The sequence below is a fragment of the Sphingomonas sp. 22R3R2A-7 genome (assembly GCF_036856055.1).
GTDB lineage: Bacteria > Pseudomonadota > Alphaproteobacteria > Sphingomonadales > Sphingomonadaceae > Sphingomonas.
Genome location: NZ_JASPFR010000001.1, coordinates 1901711 through 1917286, shown reverse-complemented (window position 1 = coordinate 1917286; position 15576 = coordinate 1901711). Strand labels below are relative to the sequence as shown.

16 protein-coding genes and 3 pseudogenes are annotated in these 15576 nt (G+C 64.8%); 7 read left to right on the top strand and 12 right to left on the bottom strand.

What is annotated here, in order from left to right; translation table 11 throughout:
• Positions 1 to 135 precede the first annotated feature (135 nt).
• From QP165_RS09035 to QP165_RS09020, 4 genes and pseudogenes are all read right to left on the bottom strand, one after another.
• Positions 136 to 372, bottom strand: a complete 237-nt coding sequence (locus QP165_RS09035; protein WP_333995290.1) for a hypothetical protein — start codon at positions 370 to 372, stop codon at positions 136 to 138.
• A 293-nt stretch (positions 373 to 665) separates the two neighbouring features.
• Entirely contained in the window at positions 666 to 887 is a 222-nt protein-coding gene (locus QP165_RS09030; protein WP_333995289.1) for a phage integrase central domain-containing protein, read from the bottom strand.
• A gap of 864 nt (positions 888 to 1751) precedes the next feature.
• Positions 1752 to 2953 (bottom strand): annotated as a pseudogene (locus tag QP165_RS09025) (N-acetyltransferase).
• 205 nt (positions 2954 to 3158) lie between these two features.
• Positions 3159 to 4127 carry an alpha/beta fold hydrolase gene (locus QP165_RS09020; protein WP_333995288.1) on the bottom strand — a complete coding sequence of 323 codons (969 nt, stop codon included), beginning with the start codon at positions 4125 to 4127 and terminating at the stop codon, positions 3159 to 3161.
• 288 nt (positions 4128 to 4415) lie between these two features.
• Between QP165_RS09020 and QP165_RS09015 the strand changes: the two genes are divergently transcribed.
• Positions 4416 to 5195 (top strand): alpha/beta fold hydrolase, encoded by a 780-nt coding sequence (locus tag QP165_RS09015; RefSeq protein ID WP_333995286.1) that lies wholly within the window; start codon positions 4416 to 4418, stop codon positions 5193 to 5195.
• A gap of 77 nt (positions 5196 to 5272) precedes the next feature.
• Here QP165_RS09015 and QP165_RS09010 read toward each other — a convergent pair whose 3' ends face one another.
• Positions 5273 to 5848, bottom strand: a complete 576-nt coding sequence (locus tag QP165_RS09010) for an FMN-dependent NADH-azoreductase (protein WP_333995284.1) — start codon at positions 5846 to 5848, stop codon at positions 5273 to 5275.
• A gap of 87 nt (positions 5849 to 5935) precedes the next feature.
• Here QP165_RS09010 and QP165_RS09005 point away from each other — a divergent pair, with 87 nt between their 5' ends.
• A complete protein-coding gene (locus QP165_RS09005; RefSeq protein ID WP_333995283.1) occupies positions 5936 to 6331 on the top strand; it encodes a winged helix-turn-helix transcriptional regulator in 396 nt (131 codons plus the stop codon).
• A gap of 55 nt (positions 6332 to 6386) precedes the next feature.
• Here the strand turns inward: QP165_RS09005 and QP165_RS09000 are convergent, their stop codons facing one another.
• From QP165_RS09000 to QP165_RS08990, 3 genes are all read right to left on the bottom strand, one after another.
• Positions 6387 to 7166: an SDR family oxidoreductase gene (locus QP165_RS09000; RefSeq protein ID WP_333995282.1), complete on the bottom strand. Its 780-nt coding sequence runs from the start codon at positions 7164 to 7166 to the stop codon at positions 6387 to 6389.
• Positions 7163 to 7492 (bottom strand): nuclear transport factor 2 family protein, encoded by a 330-nt coding sequence (locus QP165_RS08995; protein WP_333995281.1) that lies wholly within the window; start codon positions 7490 to 7492, stop codon positions 7163 to 7165. Before QP165_RS08995 ends, QP165_RS09000 begins: the two co-directional genes overlap by 4 nt.
• 190 nt (positions 7493 to 7682) lie before the next feature.
• A complete protein-coding gene (locus QP165_RS08990) occupies positions 7683 to 8108 on the bottom strand; it encodes an Ohr family peroxiredoxin (RefSeq protein ID WP_333995279.1) in 426 nt (141 codons plus the stop codon).
• A gap of 120 nt (positions 8109 to 8228) precedes the next feature.
• Here QP165_RS08990 and QP165_RS08985 point away from each other — a divergent pair, with 120 nt between their 5' ends.
• The gene (locus QP165_RS08985; RefSeq protein WP_333995278.1) at positions 8229 to 8744 is read left to right on the top strand and encodes a MarR family winged helix-turn-helix transcriptional regulator; all 516 of its coding nucleotides are present in this window, start codon (positions 8229 to 8231) and stop codon (positions 8742 to 8744) included.
• Here the strand turns inward: QP165_RS08985 and QP165_RS08980 are convergent.
• Entirely contained in the window at positions 8726 to 9601 is an 876-nt protein-coding gene (locus QP165_RS08980; protein ID WP_333995277.1) for an alpha/beta fold hydrolase, read from the bottom strand. The two genes, QP165_RS08985 and QP165_RS08980, sit on opposite strands and share 19 nt — an antisense overlap.
• A 102-nt stretch (positions 9602 to 9703) precedes the next feature.
• Positions 9704 to 10792, bottom strand: a complete 1089-nt coding sequence (locus QP165_RS08975) for a GAF domain-containing protein (RefSeq protein WP_333995276.1) — start codon at positions 10790 to 10792, stop codon at positions 9704 to 9706.
• Between the two features lie 113 nt (positions 10793 to 10905).
• Here QP165_RS08975 and QP165_RS08970 point away from each other — a divergent pair.
• The 4 genes and pseudogenes from QP165_RS08970 to QP165_RS08955 all read left to right on the top strand — a co-directional run.
• A pseudogene (locus tag QP165_RS08970) lies at positions 10906 to 11825 on the top strand (GMC family oxidoreductase); the annotation flags it as partial.
• Between the two features lie 243 nt (positions 11826 to 12068).
• Complete coding sequence (locus tag QP165_RS20005; protein ID WP_443019361.1) at positions 12069 to 12527, top strand: GMC oxidoreductase; 459 nt, start codon at positions 12069 to 12071, stop codon at positions 12525 to 12527.
• A gap of 59 nt (positions 12528 to 12586) precedes the next feature.
• A complete protein-coding gene (locus QP165_RS08960; RefSeq protein WP_333995270.1) occupies positions 12587 to 13354 on the top strand; it encodes a response regulator transcription factor in 768 nt (255 codons plus the stop codon).
• Positions 13355 to 13514: 160 nt separating this feature from the next.
• A pseudogene (locus QP165_RS08955) lies at positions 13515 to 14344 on the top strand (alpha/beta fold hydrolase).
• Here QP165_RS08955 and QP165_RS08950 read toward each other — a convergent pair.
• Together QP165_RS08950 and QP165_RS20000 are read right to left on the bottom strand one after the other, a co-directional pair.
• Positions 14273 to 14806: a MerR family transcriptional regulator gene (locus tag QP165_RS08950; RefSeq protein WP_333995269.1), complete on the bottom strand. Its 534-nt coding sequence runs from the start codon at positions 14804 to 14806 to the stop codon at positions 14273 to 14275. The pseudogene QP165_RS08955 and the gene QP165_RS08950 overlap by 72 nt on opposite strands.
• 125 nt (positions 14807 to 14931) lie before the next feature.
• Positions 14932 to 15294, bottom strand: a complete 363-nt coding sequence (locus QP165_RS20000) for a UrcA family protein (protein ID WP_443019275.1) — start codon at positions 15292 to 15294, stop codon at positions 14932 to 14934.
• Positions 15295 to 15576 lie beyond the last annotated feature (282 nt).

Below are 15576 nucleotides of genomic sequence, written 5' to 3'. Positions count from 1 at the left end.
TTACCTATCGTGTGGGCCAGCGCCGACTCCACTACATTGCCGGGGAACGCCGTCTACTCGGCTGCCCAGTCGAGGAAGCTCGACCTCATGCCGTGCACCCTTGGTCGACCGCGCCGGGGCTGCGCAACACCGTCGTCAGGGTCGTGTCAGGCATTGGTTGTTTACCGGCATGCGCGTCAGCGCGCTGGGCCGCCCTTTGCCCAAGCTCTCAGTATCAATGGCGCTGCCGGTGATGCTTGGGAACACCAACTCGTCCAACGCGACCTCAGCCATGCGCTTCAGGATGACCAGGGCGGGCGCGGACGGCGGCACGAGGTGCTGCTTGCCGGCTTTCATGCGCTCGGCCGGAACGGTCCAGATCGCCGCCGCCATGTCGATCTCGCCCTCACTTCGCGCCCCGCGCGTCACCCGATCGTCCGGCCGTGAGAATCAGAAACTGGAGCGCGAAACGGCCAATGCCTCGGTATTACCAGGCGCCTGCATCAGCGCCGGCAGCTGGCCGTAGGGCGGCGTGGCGAAGTGGCCATCTCTCTGGGGTTGATGTGGCAGTCCTTTAGACAGCGAGCACATAGAAGCCTCGATAGCACGATGCCCTTGGCATAGGCCCAGTCGAGCACCGCGCCGATGCGCTCGCGCACCCGTCGCGTGGTCTCGGACTTGTCGTGCTAGACGGGCAGCAGCGTGTCGCGGATCCTTGGCCCGTCGATCTTGTCGACCGTCTCCCCGCCCAATCTGGGGAATGCATACGCCTCCAGCGACGGTAGCCACTGCGCGCGGTACTTTGGATGGCGCCAGCCGGCCTGCTGCTCACCGTGAGCCTGTTGGGCAGCATCACGGAGCGTCGGCAGCGCCACAACACCTTTCCGTGCAGCGTTCTTGGCCGCCACCGGGTCTTCGCCGGCCTTAAGCTGCTTGCGCGTCGCTGCATCTTTCTCGCGCGCCTTGGCCAGAGAAACGGACTTCCAGGTCAGGGCCCAGAGTCAGGGAAACAGGTGAGGCAACGGGCCGATTGACGCCCGGGTAATCAATGCACGGTCGGCGCCTTCGATGTTTTGCCATGACAAGCGCGAAGTCCGTTCGCGATCGCTTCGCTATCTGCGATGGCGCGCGGGCGTCGCGATATTGCACGAGCACTTCGGCAGGTTTGCCAAGCTGCAAGCCGGGTTCGTCCGCGACTAGGCGCATCGCGCGGAGGTGCGGGCGAAGTTCGGGATCGGCAGACCTCGTCGTCTCGACCTCTCGCATCAAGAGCAGCGAGCCTTGCGGGGCACCAATGACGGGACAAGCGCGTCAGCCGTACGGGCGCACGGCCTAGAGAGGCCCGCCACCCGCCTCATCCGTTCTGACTATCCGCCTGGATGGCAGTTCGAGGTGAATTACGCGCGCTGGCTTGCCCGCACTTTTACAGCTGTCACGCATTGCTAATCCGTTGGGCGTTGACGGACCCGCTGCGGCGCCGGACCTGACTCTTCGGCCGGACCCAGCTGCATGCGTCATCCCCGTCGCGTACCGCCGCCCTATGAAGGCGCACCCGCGTCGAGCGCGACGATGTTGGTCCCGGTCAGTTGCTCCCCGGGGGCAGGCGAAACTCGCGCACCTGCTGATGCCGACCTGGGTGAGCCGGACAGTCGCTCGCGCTGGATCGCGTCAGCACCCCTGAGGCGAGTGGGTTCGATGTCTTCCGTCCACCGTGAGGCGTTTTCGGGTTGAAGCTTCGGGAAGGCCAGCCGTTGTGGATTGCCAGATGTCGCTCACAGGCGCTTGCCGTAGATGGTGTAGATCTTGTTGATGTCCCCGCGGACGGTTTCCGCGATCGAGCGCATGCCCTGATTGTCGTCGAGGACCCAGCCGATCTCGCTGCGGGTCGCGCCATAATTCTCGACCGCGGTGCGGCGGGTATTCTCGATCATCATGAAGGCGAGCTGCGCGGCCAGCCGGGACGCCTGAAGCGCCTTCGAAACCCCCATGAGCGGAACGCGCATCGTGCGCACCTTCGGTTTTCGGAGCCACCACAGGAGCCTGAGCCAGCCGAACGGGAGCAACGCGCCGTTGAGGGGCTTGATGGCCTCGTTCATGTCCGGCAGCGTGATCATGAAGGCCACCGGCTTGCCGTCATATTCGGCGATCTGGATGAGATCGTTGAAGACGATCGGCTTCAGCTTGACCCCGACGTCGCGAATTTCGGGTTCGGTCAGTGGCACGAAGCCCCAGTTCGACGACCAGGCGTCGTTGAGGATCGCGAGGATGATCGCTGCTTCCTCGTCGAACCTCGACTTGTCGACGTCCCTGATCCGGATGCGGGGGTCGGCCTGGCCGGCACCGATGATCCGCTGGACGATCCTTGGAAACGCCCTGGTGATGTCGAGTTCGAACGTCAGGAGCTGCTTGGCAGCACTGTACCCCGCGCGCTCGATCCAGCCGCCATATGCGCGTCTGGCGTGTCCCATCAGGATCGTCGGGGATTGATCATATCCCTCGACCAGAAGGCCCGGTTCTTCCCAGATCGACATGCTGATCGGGCCGAGCGCGCGCGTCATGCCCCGGTCGCGCAGCCAGCTTTCCGCGCGCGCCAGAAGCGCGCGGAAGATGTCCTCGCGCTCCGCCTCCATCAGGCCCCATTGCCCCACGCCCGGTCCAAACCCCTGAGCGGGCGGCATGGTCAGCGCCAGCGTATCGATATGCGCGGAGATGCGCCCGACGACACGGTCACCCTCGCAGGCGAGAAACAGTTGCGCTTCGGCGTGCGAGAACCAGCCGTTCTTTTCGGGCGTGATGTTGGCCAAGGCCTCCCCCTCAGTGGCGGCACCCAGTAGGGATCGTCGCGATAGAGCCGATAGGGGAGCGCGACGAACGTCTTGCGATCGCGCGCGGTGGTGACGAGATGAATGGTCAGGTTGCTCAAGTCGCATCCTTGCTGCTGGACTGTAAGTACGGGAGGAGTTCTTCGCGACATCATGCAGCGTCCGCTGAATGTTTCGCGAAGGGTGTTCGTCTGATGCGCGTCCAGCGGCATTCCTGGAAAGGACTGCCGGGTTTCTTCCGAAACATGAGGGTGGCAGCGGTAGTGAACCGACGTCAGGGCGTTACCGCTGCAAGATTCTCGACCGCAGCGGCGGCTGACGACGATCTGCGTGGCAGATCCTGTCCGGCCCGCCACGTCACTTGGATGACGGTCGCCCGCCTTTCCCGAGAAACGCGAGAAGCGCCCGATTGAACGTTGCCGCATGTTGCCAAGGTGCAAAATGGCCGGCGTTGGCAAAGATCTCTAGCTTCGCGGCCGGAATCGCCCGCGCCAGATACGCGGGGTGCGCTGCAGTAATGAACTCGTCCTGCGCCCCGTCGGCGATGGTGACGGGGACACCCCGGATCGCGGCAAGCTGCGACGCGCGATAATCAGGTTGGGTCCTTTGCATCGTTCGCACCGCCTGATGCAGTGTCGCGAAACCCTGCGGGTCACGCGACAACTCGGCATGGTCGGCAGCGAGCCGTGGTCCGACGTCCTGCAGTATCGGCGCCTGCGCCGCACCGTCCCGGACGCCGTGCTGGTCCATGTTCGCGCCGAACGCGTAGAGTCGGTCGACGCGACGACTGTTGCGCATCGCTAGGACCAACCCGATGATCGCGCCGTCGCTCCAGCCGACGATCGCGGCGCGACGCAACGCGAGCGCGTCCATCACGGCGGTCACGTCGCGTGCCATCAGCTCGTAGCTGAGCGGCCGGGTTCCGAGCGTACTGCGGCCATGACCGCGGCTGTCGATGAGGACGACGCGGTAGCCTGCACCGACCAGCGCGGGCACCTGCGCGCCCCATCCGCGGCTGCTCGACAGCCCGCCATGCAGCAGGATGATGGGGGTCCCTTGCCGACGGTGCCGAACCAGATTCTGGCGCCTGCGCTGACCACCGCGCCCTCGGACGCCAGGACGGGCAAGGCGGGAACGGCCGGAATGGATTGCGCCGGCTGAGGTCCGGCAGCAGAAACATTGGCTGTTAGGGCGATCACAATCGCGAACAACGTCGCATGAGGTCGTTTCATAAGAACTCCTGAATGTAAGGATCGCTACCCGACGCGTAATCGGGCATCGGCTACAATGCGACTTCGCCGTTGCATCGGGATAAGGCGGTCTCAAGTTCAAGACCGTTACAGCTGCAATACAATCGCGGTGCTTGCAATTGTATCGCTTCTGCTTGGATCGTATCTCTTATGCTTCGACGAGGCAGGTGTGACACGACCGCAGTGGTACCGCGCTCCGGAACGTCACGGTGCGGGCTCGGCGGGGCGCGGCTTGCCGGGAGAACTGAACCCGGTTCAAGAAACATTACTGCGATAATAATAACCGCTGGACGGCGGTATCCGTCATCGGCAATAAACGTATTGCAATAAACGATATCGCGACAAACAAAAGGAGGCAGTCATCATGATCCGCAGAGCCATTCTCACCGCCGCCGCCGCCGCCGCAACCGTCGGCATTTCCGGCGCGGCGCATGCCCAGACCGTCAAGAACGTCGTGCTCGTACACGGCGCCTTTGCAGACGGATCGGGGTGGAAAGGCGTCTATGAGGAACTGACGTCGCGCGGGTATCATGTCAGCATCGTGCAGAACCCGCTGACGTCGTTCGACGACGACGTGGCCGCTACGAACCGGGTTTTGGCGCAACAGGACGGGCCCACGATCCTGGTGGGGCACAGCTATGGTGGCAGCGTCATCACGCAGGCGGGCGGCAACAGCAAGGTTGTGGGCCTGGTCTATGTTGCGGCTTTCGCGCCGGAAGTCGGCACGTCCACGTTCGACCAGTATGCCGAAGTCGCACCGCCGCCCAACTTCGTCCCCGAAGAAACGGCCGATGGCTTCGCGTTCCTCAACAAGCAGAAGTTCAAGGCGGGGTTTGCCGCCGATACCAGCGAGGCGGTCGGCGCATTCCTGCGCGACAGCCAGGTTCCGGTTGCGATGGCTGCGCTGAAGGCGAAAGTGACTTTCGCGGCGTTCAAAACCAAGCCCAGCTGGGCGGTGGTCGCGACCGAGGACGGTGCGATCGACCCCAAGCTGCTTCGCAGCACGGCGCGCCGGATCGGCGCGATCACCACGGAAGTGAAGGGCAGCCACGTCGTCTTTCTGACGCAGCCCAAGGCTGTTGCCGATGTCATCGATACCGCCGCGAAGAATGCGCGCAGCACGACGCTAGCAGCGCGCAAGTAAGTGCAAGGGGCCGCCGCCCGTTTTCGCGCGGCGGTCCCTCCACCAGCAACGTGCCCCGCCCTTTAATGGAGCGGGGTCTATGCAGCGACGGGAAGCGGCAGGAGCCGGTCGATCTTTGCCTGTGCTTCCTGCAAGGCGGCTTCGCGCTGTGCCGGGCCGTAAGCGACGCCCTCGGCAACGACGAAGACCGCGTCTGTAATGCCGATGAAGCCCAGCATCGCGCGCAGATGGCTCTCGGCATGCTCGTTCGGGATCGCGGGCCCGTCTGAATAGATGCCGCCGCGCGAGATGGCGACGATCACCGTCTTGCCGCCGGCCAGCCCCTCGACCCCGCTTTCGCCGTATCGGAATGTCCTGTTCGCGACGAGGATATGGTCGAACCACGACTTGAGCTGCGTAGCGATGCCGAAATTATACATGGGTGCGCCGATCACCACGATGTCGGCGCCCAGGAACTCGTCAAGCACGGTCGCCGCAAGGTCGGTCGCCAGGCCGGGCAGGGTGAGGTGTGGGAGCGGCGCGATCGCGAGGTCGCGATAGGCCAGGTCCGTCGTGTCGTGCGTGGCACGCAGCCGATCGACGACGGCCGCGGACAGCAGACGGCTGGCCGAGGTATCGGCCTGAATTGACGAGTCGAGATGCAGGATTTTCATGGGGCTGTTCCAATTGGATGGTGTCCCCGGCTAGCTATGGGCACCCGCCAGAGGCGCCAAGAACGCATATTTTTAGGACTAGGTCAGATGGATATGACTGCTTCCGGCAGGGACCTGTCGGGCGATCGGCACGCAGAGTCCTGCACGGTCATCGCACGGCACCTCGCCTGGATCGGCGATCGCTGGACGTTGCCGGTGGTGGTGACGTTGCAGGCGGGGCCCGTCCGCTTCAACCAGCTGCGCCGCGCGGTCGGCGGGATCTCGCAGCAGATGCTGACGCGGACGGTGCGTTCACTCGAGCGTGACGGCGTCCTCACACGGACCGTTCATCCGTCGGTGCCGCCTCAGGTCGAATATGCGCTGACCCCGCTTGGCCAGTCATTGGCCGCGCAGGGGATGGCGCTGGGAGAATGGGTTCACGCGAACCTAGCCACCTTCGACGCGAACCGGGCCGCCTTCGACGCGCGCGATTTGCGGGCATGATCCGGTCGCCTCCGGCTCAACGCTCGTGCCGCGCATGGCGGAGGCGACCTGACTTTCAGACGGTCGGGATGGTGCCGCCATCGATCACATATTCGGTGCCCGTGATGCTCCCGGCGCGATCGGACGCGAGGAACGCGATCAGGCTGGCGACCTCGTCCGGATGCGCGGGGCGGCCGAGGGGGATGCCGCCGAGCGACTCCATGATGCGCTGCTTGCCCGCCTCCACGCCGCCGCCATATTGTGTGCCCAGCCGCTCGGCGAGCTGCACCGAGGCCTCGGTCTCGATCCAGCCGGGCGACACGCGCACGACGCGAACGCCGCGGGGGGCCACCTCCTTCGACAGGCTCTTACTGTAGGTCGAGAGCGCGGCCTTGGCCGCCGCATAGGCGGTCGTCGCCTCGGGCAGCGGCAGCCGGTTCTGGATCGACGTCACATGCACGACCACGCCCTGGCCACGCGCGACCATGGCTGGCACGAGCGCACGGTCCAGACGGACCGCCGGCATCAGGTTCATGGCAAGCTCGGTTTCCCAATCCCGATCGCCGAGCGCCGCGAACCCACCGCCGGGCGCCGATGAGCCGCCGAGCATGTGGACGATGATGTCGATCGCGCCCAGTCGCTCCTGCGCGGCCGCCGCCAGCGCGGCGCAGCCTTCGGCGGTGGTCAGATCCGACGCCACGAACAGTTCGGCGGGCAGGTCGTCGGGGCGGGCGCGGGCGGTCGTCAGAACGCGCGCGCCCAGCTCGCGGAGGAGGGCGACCGTCGCGGCGCCGGCTCCGCGGGTGCCCGAGGTGACGAGGGCGCGCTTGCCGCCGAGATCGAGGAACGCGCTCATGCCCGAATCTCCAGTGCGGCGATCCGGTCGCCCGACAGCGTGAAGACATAGCGCAAATCGACGGGACTGCCGGGAAAGTCGCCGGTCAGATGGCCGGTCACGATCGTTCGGTCGCCGTCGCTTAGCATCGCGAACGGTTCGACGGTGTAAGTGAACGCTTTCGAGGCGCCGGTTTTCCAGGCGCGCACGGCATCGCGTCCGTGATGGTCCTTGCCTTCATCCTTGACGACGGCGTCCTCGGTGAACCAGCCTGCGACCGCATCGGCATTGCCGGCCTTGTCCGCATCGAAATAGCCGGCGATTGGCGCTGGAAGATATATTGTCATGGCGTGTTCCTTGTCCGGTCCCGTTGATCCAAACGTGCTCTGCCGATCGCTTTGCCGGCACTCGCTATGACTGGAAATTAGGGACTGACCGCCGTCTTGATAATCGGGACGAAACGGGACGTCACATCGCGTAAGGCGGGATAATCTTCTGCATTTGGGGGATCGTCAGATCCTCCCCTAAGCGCGAGGCTCAGGCGGCCATGGAGAGACGAACGTCGACCCCGTTGCGGGCGAGGTGCGAATAGGGGCAAACCACGTGCGCTTCCTCGACCAGGTCGGCGGCGGTCGCGGCATCGATATCGGGGAGTGAAATTTCCAGTGCGATCTCGAGCCCGAAACCGCGACCGTCTTCCCGGGACCCGATGCCGACATCGGCAGAGACGCGCGCTTCATCGGTGATGCGCAGCTTGCGGCCAGCCGCGACATAGCGGATCGCGCTGAGGAAGCAGGCGGCATAGCCGGCAGCAAACAGCTGTTCAGGATTGGCGCCAGGCCCTCCCGCCCCGCCCAGTTCCTTTGGCGTTGCGATGGCAAGGCTCAGCGAACCGTCGGCCACCGTGGCAATGCCGGTCCGGCCGCCGGTGACGTTTGCGCGCGTGCGGTAAAGCGTCTTCATCGTCTATCTCCAGAAATTGCGGCAACCGTTATCGCGATACATAAATATGCAAGGCCAGGCGTCTTGTCCAGAAAAACATTATCACGATATATGTCAGTGGTTTGAACAACGGAGTCTACGATGACCGAGCACGCGCCAAGCCCCCAGCAACTGGAAGATCAGCTGTGCTACGGTCTCTACTCGGCGAGCATGGCGATTCAGCGACTCTATAGGCCGTTGCTGGACGAACTGGGCCTGACCTATCCGCAGTATCTGGTCATGAACGTCCTGTGGCGGGAAGATGCGCAGACCGTTGGCACGATTGCGCAACACCTCGCGCTCGAGTCGAGCACGCTGACGCCACTGCTGAAGCGACTCGAGACGGCCGAGCTCGTGAAGCGGTTGCGCAACCCGGACAACGAGCGACAGGTGATCATCTCGTTGACGTCGCAAGGGACGAAGCTGCGGACCCAGGCGGTTTGCCTCAACGCCGGGTTGCTGAAAGCCTCGGGTCGAACCCCGTCCGAGCTCGACGCGCTCAATCAGCAGATCCGGCATCTGCGCGACACGCTTTACGAACAGATCGGACGGTGGGGGACAGCAGTCGAGCCAGTCGAAGACGGAGCGGTCGTCGCCGATCAGCCGGCCGCACGCTGATCGATTTCCTGCGTCCAGGCCAGGCGACCGAGAAAGTCGAGCAGTGCGGCGTTGACGCGCCCGGGTTGCTCAAGCGTCGCCGTGTGCCCGCAGTCCGCCACGACCGTCAGGCCGCACTCCAGCAGGGCCGTCATGATCCTGCTCTCATGGACAGGATGCACCCGATCGTTCGCGCCGGCGAGGACGAGCGTCGGCGCTTCGATCTGTGAAAGGATCGGCAATGCATCCCGCCGGTCGACGAGAAGCCGTCCTAGCGGGACGATCGAGCGGCGCAGCTGGTCGGGTGTGAAGCCGGACAATCGGCGCCGGAATTCGTGTGGTAGCTCGGGCGCGCGCCGCGCGATGTCGGAACCGAAGAAGAGCGGCACGATCAGGTCGGCGACGTGGCTGCTGATCGCGCCCTCTTCGGCCACGCGATCCAGGAGCGCCGCATAGACAGTCCGCTGCGCCTTCGGCTCCGGGCCGAGGAAACTGTTCATGATCGCCAGCCCGGCGACGCGTTGCGGCGCACGCGCGGCCAGATGTGCGCCCCACATCCCTCCGATCGACGATCCCACGACGACGCAGCGCTCGATGTGCAGTGCGTCGAGGAGTTCGATCATGTGGTCGGCGATATCGGCCAGGCTGCGCGTCGAGGGAGGCAGCGCACCGGATCCGCCATGGCCCCACAGTTCCGGCACGAGCACCCGGCAATGCGGGCGGAGCGCGCAGATCTGCGGGACGCACATTGCGGGGCCCCAAAGCAACCCGTGACCGAGCAGGACGGGGAGTCCGTGCCCCTGATCTATCACGGACATGCGACCGCTGGACAGCTGCACCGCCTTGCTGTCCGGATGCGCGCTTACCAATCCACCCACGCCAACCTCCTGCTTTTCGGGAGGAGCGAGGTGAGCCGCCAGCGCTGCAATCGCGTTGCCCGGCACGCCGGACGGGTTACGCCGGTAGCAAGTCGGGTGCGCTCATGGTCGCGCGTGCGTCGTCCGCAGCTTTCGGTCGAGCGCGCGTAGCCGCACCTCGTCCGACGCGAGCGCCGCCAGCGCCATGATGATACGCTCTCCGCGTTCGTCGATCACGCGGGGACTGCGGTCGATGACGCAAAGCGATCCGACCACGAAACCGTCCTGGTCAAGGACCGGGGCGCCGGCATAAAATCGAAAGCCACCCTCGCCCTTCACCGCAGGATTATCGGCAAATCGCGGATCCTCCGCGAGGTTAGGGACGCTGAACACCTGTTTCTGCAGGATCGTGTGATTGCAGAACCCCCAGCTGCGCGGCGTCTCGGTCAAATCGAGGCCGATCTTGGACTTGAACCATTGCCGCGTGGGCGTGAGCAGCGTCAGCAGCGCGATCGGGGCGTCGAGGCTTTGTGCTGCGAGCCACGTCAGTCGATCGAACGCCTCTTCGGGCAGCGTGTCGACCAGCCCCGCGCGCTCGAGCGCGACCAGCCGCTGCCGCTCGTTGAGCGCAATCGGGAAACCCAGTTCACCATCGTCCAGCGTGAAGCTCTGGTCGTCGCGCAGTGACGCGCGCACCGCCGCGACGGCGCTGGCGACATCGGGCACCTGTGCCACCCGATCGGGAAGGGACGAAAGGCCCGGCGGTGTCGCCACGACGATGATCTTGCTGGTCGCGAGCAAGGGGTTGCTGGCCAGGCTGTGCAGCAACGCACTGCGCAGTGCGCCCTCCGAACCCGCATCGACGACGACCATGTGCGGCCGGATCGAGCCGACGGCGACCAGCGCCGCGAGCACGTCCTCATACATTTCGGTCGTGCATTCGGGCACCTGCGCGAACTGTCCGGCGTAGATTGGCAAGCGGCTGGCGGCGCCGATCACGACCACGGTCGCGGATCGGGACGGCGGTTCGGTCCGCTCCCCGCTTTCGATCAGCGCCATCACGTCCGCGCGATAGACCCGCCGGTGCCCGCCCGGGGTCTTCCACGACGAAACCGTCCCACCCTCGATCAGCAACTGCGCCGTGCGCACCGAAACGCCCAGGAGTTTTGCCGTGTCCGCGGTGGTCAGAATGTCCTTGTCGGTCTTGCTCATCATGAGTCCAGCTAGCGGGCAACCATCGTAGCGCAAACATCCGAAATTATCTATTAAAGATAGAATTGATAAATCTGATAGAATTGATACATGGCGTTTTCCACGATGGAGGAATGACCATGAGCGATATCGATGTTGAGGATCCGGTCGCGTTCGGCCGGCGGGTGCAGGAGAATCAGGCACGGCTGACCGCCGGCTTGCGCGCGGACTATGATTTCATCGTCTGCGGTGGCGGTTCATCCGGCTCGGTCGTCGCGCGGCGGCTTGCGGAGAACCCGAATGCGCACGTCCTGCTGATCGAGGCCGGCGGCGACGATGAGGCGGAGAGCGTGCTCGATCCCGCGCAGTGGCCGACCAACCTGGGCAGCGAGCGCGACTGGGGCTTTCAGGCGGTACCGAACCCGCATATCGACGGCCGGACGATGCCGATGTCGATGGGCAAGGGGCTGGGGGGTGGTTCCAGCATCAACGTCATGGTCTGGGCGCGCGGACACCGCAGCGACTGGGATCATTTCGCGGCCGAATCCGGCGATGCCGCCTGGGGTTACGAGTCGGTGCTCGGCATCTATCGCCGGATCGAGAACTGGCAGGGCGCGCCCGATCCCAAATATCGCGGCACCGGGGGCCAGTCTGGGTGCAGCCCGCGACCGATCCCAGCCCGATCGCGCTTGCGATGCTCGACGCCGCGGGCGAAATCGGCATCCCCCGCTTCGACAATCCCAATGGCGCGATGATGGAGGGGCCCGGCGGCGCGGCGCTCACCGACATGCTGGTGCGCGACGGGCGTCGCCACTCGCTGTTTCGCGCCTATCTCCGCCCGTTCATGGACCGGCCCAACTTGACCGTCCTGACCCGCGCGATCGTGCGCCGCGTCGTCTTCGAGGGGCGCCGCGCGGCCGGCGTGGAGATCGAACGCGACGGCCGCATCGTCATGATCCGCGCGCGGTCCGAGGTCGTCCTGTCGCTCGGCGCAATCCACACGCCCAAGGTGCTGATGCATTCGGGTATCGGCGACCAGGCGGAACTGACGCGGTTCGGCCTGCCAGTGGTGCAACACCTGCCGGGCGTGGGCGCCAATCTGCAGGACCACACCGCGTTCTGCTGCATCTGGGAATATCGCGAGCCGATCGCTCCGCGCGCCAGCGGCAACGAGGCGAAACTGTACTGGAAGACGCGGCCGGAACTGGAGTCGCCCGATCTCCTGTTCTGCCAGGTCGAGTTTCCGGTGCCGAGCGAGCGGACCGCGGCGCGGGGCGTGCCCGCCAATGGCTGGACGATGTTTGCCGGCCTCGCCCAACCCGAAAGCCGGGGCCGCATCCGGCTGACCGGTGCCGACCCGAATGCGCCTGTCGAGATCGACGCGAACGTGCTCTCGCATCCTGCCGACATGGATGCGGCGCGGGCGTGCGTCGAACTGTGCCGCGACCTCGGCAATGCCGACGCCTTCCGGCCTTATGTCGTCGGCGAGTCGCTGCCAGGACCGCTCAAGGGCGAGGCGATGACGCAGTTCATCCGCGAGTCCGCGGTGACCTATTGGCACCAGAGCTGCACGGCGAAGATGGGGCGCGACTCCATGTCGGTCGTCGATGCCGATCTGAAGGTCTACGGCGTGGAGGGGCTGCGGATCGCGGATGCCTCGGTCATGCCGCGGGTCGCGACGGGCAACATCCAGGCCCCCTGTGCCATCATCGGTGAACGCGCGGGCGAAGTCCTACGCCGAGCGCACGGTCTCTGAACATAACCGCGCCGGGTCCATCGCGACGATGGACCCGGCGGCTCATAGGGAGTCTTCCCGTGCTTCATACGAACATTGCAAGCTGGGCGAGCAGCGCTCCGCCGATCCAGGCCACGCAGCCGTTGGAAATCCTGATCGTGACGTGCGATCGCGAGCGGCGCGAGCGGCTCGTCGCGCATCTGGGCCGTCAGCGATGCCGTGCCGTGGCGATGAGCGAGATGCCGCCACCGGCTCTGCTCAAAACCGACCGCTACAACCTGCTCCTGCTGGACGTGCAGCTCGAGCCGATCGACGGATTCGAGGTGCTCCGTCGTATCCGCGCGCAGTCGGACATTCCCATCATCATGATGAGCAGCGGGCCGAGAGACGATTATGACTGCGTGATGAGCCTGGAACTGGGCGCCGACGACTTCGTCGGAGAGCCGTTGAACCCGCGCGAGTTGCTGGCGCGGGGCCGGGCCATTCTCCGGCGTCATGGCGCGGCGCACGATTTCTCCGCGGATCAGCGCGGCGGGTATCGCTTCGATGGCTGGGAATTGCGCCGTCGCACGCGAACCGTGATCGACCCGGAAGGGCAACCGGTAGCGTTCAGCAAGAACGATTACGCGCTGCTGCTCGCCTTTCTCGGTGCGCCGCGCCGCCCGCTGTCGCGCCTGCAATTGATGCGCGCGACCCGGCCCCACGAAGACATTTTCGATCGGAGCATCGACGTCCAGGTCCTGCGGCTGAGACGGAAGCTGGAATCCGTGGCGGGTCAATCGCAGCTGATCCGCACGGACCGCAATTTCGGCTATATCTTCGATGCAGCCGTCGAGCCGCTATTCTAGCCGCGCCTCATCCGATCGACGGACTGCACTGCGGTAAGACAAGCCCGAAACGTGTTTCAGCCTTAACCATTTGTCGGTTTCGCCGAGCGATCGCCTGCGACCATTCCTCTACACCGGCGAGGGAGCGGCACGAGGCCGGGCGGAACGCAGGAGACGCAAGATGGCGACGATCACCACGACGGATGGCACGCAGATTTTCTACAAGGACTGGGGCAGCAAGGATGCGCAGCCGATCATGTTTCACCACGGCTGGCCGCTTTCGAGCGACGATTGGGACAATCAAATGCTGGTCTTCCTCGCCGAAGGGTATCGGGTGATCGCGCACGACCGTCGTGGCCATGGCCGATCGAGCCAGACGGACGTCGGCAACGAGATGGACACCTATGCCGCAGACGTGATCAGCCTTGCGGACGCGCTGGACTTGAAGAACGCGGTGCATGTCGGCCACTCGACCGGCGGTGGCGAGGTCGCGCGCTACGTCGCCCGAGCCGATGCAGGCCGCGTGTCGAAGGCGGTCCTGCTGGGCGCCGTGCCGCCGATGATGCTGCGATCCGACACCAATCCTGGGGGCTGCCCGCCGAACTGTTCGACGGGTTTCGCGCGGCGTTGATCGCCAACCGCGCGGAATTCTACCGCGAGATCGCGTCGGGTCCCTTTTATGGCTTCAACGGGGACGGTGCCAAGGTCAGCCAGGGCTTGATCGACAATTGGTCGCGTCAGGGTCTGATGGGCGGCGCAAAGGCGCACTATGATTGCATCACCGCCTTCTCCGCGACCGATTTCACCGAGGATCTCAAGGCGATCGACGTTCCGGTGCTGGTGATGCACGGCACCGACGACCAGCTCGTCCCCTTTGCGAACCATGCGCCGAGAATGCTTGCGCTTCTCAAGCACGGAACGCTGAAGACCTATGACGGACTATCGCACGGCATGGCCGCGACGCATCCGGACGTCATCAACGCCGATCTGCTCGCCTTCGTGCGTCGCTGAACTTGCCGTCGGAAGGGGCGGGCCAGGGTCCGCCCCTTCCATCGCCACAGCGCTGGACGTCGGTGCGCATCTCTCCGCGGCGGGCGAATGGAGGCGTTTGAGCGCCCCGTCTTCGAGCGCCGCCAGTTCCGTCAGCGTCTGATCGATCGCCTCGCGCTGCTGCCGCAACTCCGCGATGCGATGCCCTATGTTTCCCGTCAGCGTGCGCACCTGCTCCGGATGCCGCGGATCTGCGTCGTACAGGTCGAGGAACCGGGCGGTCTCGGTCAACGAAAACCCCATTGATCTGCCGCGGAGGACCAGCCGGATCCGGACGATCTCACACCGTCGATAGACGCGGACGGCGCCGATGCGGAGCGGTCTTATCAGCCCCTTCTCCTCATAGAACCGCAACGTTCTCGGCGTTACCGACAACAGGTCGGCAACCTCCTGGATTCCTTTCAGATCGACACTATCGTCCATGATCAAAGCTCGTCGGTGCAATATTGGTAGCGGGCGAGGAGTGCGCGCATCTGGTTGAGCAGGCGTCGGCTGATCGAGACACAGCGACTTCCGGGGCGGGTCATACCCGATGCCTAGCGAGTGCTTCAGCCCCGATGCACGTCTGCCCCGGCGGGTAAACCCGCGTGCGCGCGCGCGATAAGCCGCATCCGCGCCGCTTCGGCACCGCCGATAGCGTCCCGCGTACATCTCTGGACTTCCATACTTTGCATTGCGGATAACGGGGCTGGCCGGTCGCGGCAGACGTCGCGCGCCGCCGCCCGAATGCGGTGGTCCAGTTCGATCCGGCTCTGACGAGAAGTCAGGTCGAGATCATCGGTCGAGACCCGCCGCGAAGGATCGACGCCCCGCCCGATCGCGGCGGATTGCCCGCCAAACATGACGATGGAGACGTAAAGCAGGAGTAAAAAGGGCCAATGTACGCATGACCTGATCGTGTACCTATGCATGGAGCACCTTGTCGTTCCCCGCTGCCGTCTCGGGCAGCAGGCAGACAGTGCCGGCCTAGTCTTTCATGGTGGCTACACGATCGCGCAGATATGTTACCGTTGAACGCGCCTGCGTTGGCTCCCGTTTTCTCCTCAAACCGGACCTGGAGAAGCCATCTTTGGGCAATCGGATTTCGACGTTCCGAAGCACGCCAAGGCATAAGCGGTATCGTCAGAGATGACGCCGCTCGACTACAATTGCAGTCAAACCCGCGTCGACAACGGATCGCATTCCGCATCTAG

Bases quoted from the DNA above. Each gene is read 5' to 3' on its own strand.
- QP165_RS09035 (WP_333995290.1), bottom strand. From the start codon at position 372: ATGGCGGCGGCGATCTGGACCGTTCCGGCCGAGCGCATGAAAGCCGGC.
- QP165_RS09015 (WP_333995286.1), top strand. From the start codon at position 4,416: ATGATCCGCAGAGCCATTCTCACCGCCGCCGCCGCCGCCGCAACCGTC.
- QP165_RS09010 (WP_333995284.1), bottom strand. From the start codon at position 5,848: ATGAAAATCCTGCATCTCGACTCGTCAATTCAGGCCGATACCTCGGCC.
- QP165_RS09005 (WP_333995283.1), top strand. From the start codon at position 5,936: ATGGATATGACTGCTTCCGGCAGGGACCTGTCGGGCGATCGGCACGCA.
- QP165_RS09000 (WP_333995282.1), bottom strand. From the start codon at position 7,166: ATGAGCGCGTTCCTCGATCTCGGCGGCAAGCGCGCCCTCGTCACCTCG.
- QP165_RS08995 (WP_333995281.1), bottom strand. From the start codon at position 7,492: ATGACAATATATCTTCCAGCGCCAATCGCCGGCTATTTCGATGCGGAC.
- QP165_RS08990 (WP_333995279.1), bottom strand. From the start codon at position 8,108: ATGAAGACGCTTTACCGCACGCGCGCAAACGTCACCGGCGGCCGGACC.
- QP165_RS08985 (WP_333995278.1), top strand. From the start codon at position 8,229: ATGACCGAGCACGCGCCAAGCCCCCAGCAACTGGAAGATCAGCTGTGC.
- QP165_RS08975 (WP_333995276.1), bottom strand. From the start codon at position 10,792: ATGAGCAAGACCGACAAGGACATTCTGACCACCGCGGACACGGCAAAA.
- QP165_RS20005 (WP_443019361.1), top strand. From the start codon at position 12,069: ATGTTTGCCGGCCTCGCCCAACCCGAAAGCCGGGGCCGCATCCGGCTG.
- QP165_RS08950 (WP_333995269.1), bottom strand. From the start codon at position 14,806: ATGGACGATAGTGTCGATCTGAAAGGAATCCAGGAGGTTGCCGACCTG.
- QP165_RS20000 (WP_443019275.1), bottom strand. From the start codon at position 15,294: ATGCATAGGTACACGATCAGGTCATGCGTACATTGGCCCTTTTTACTC.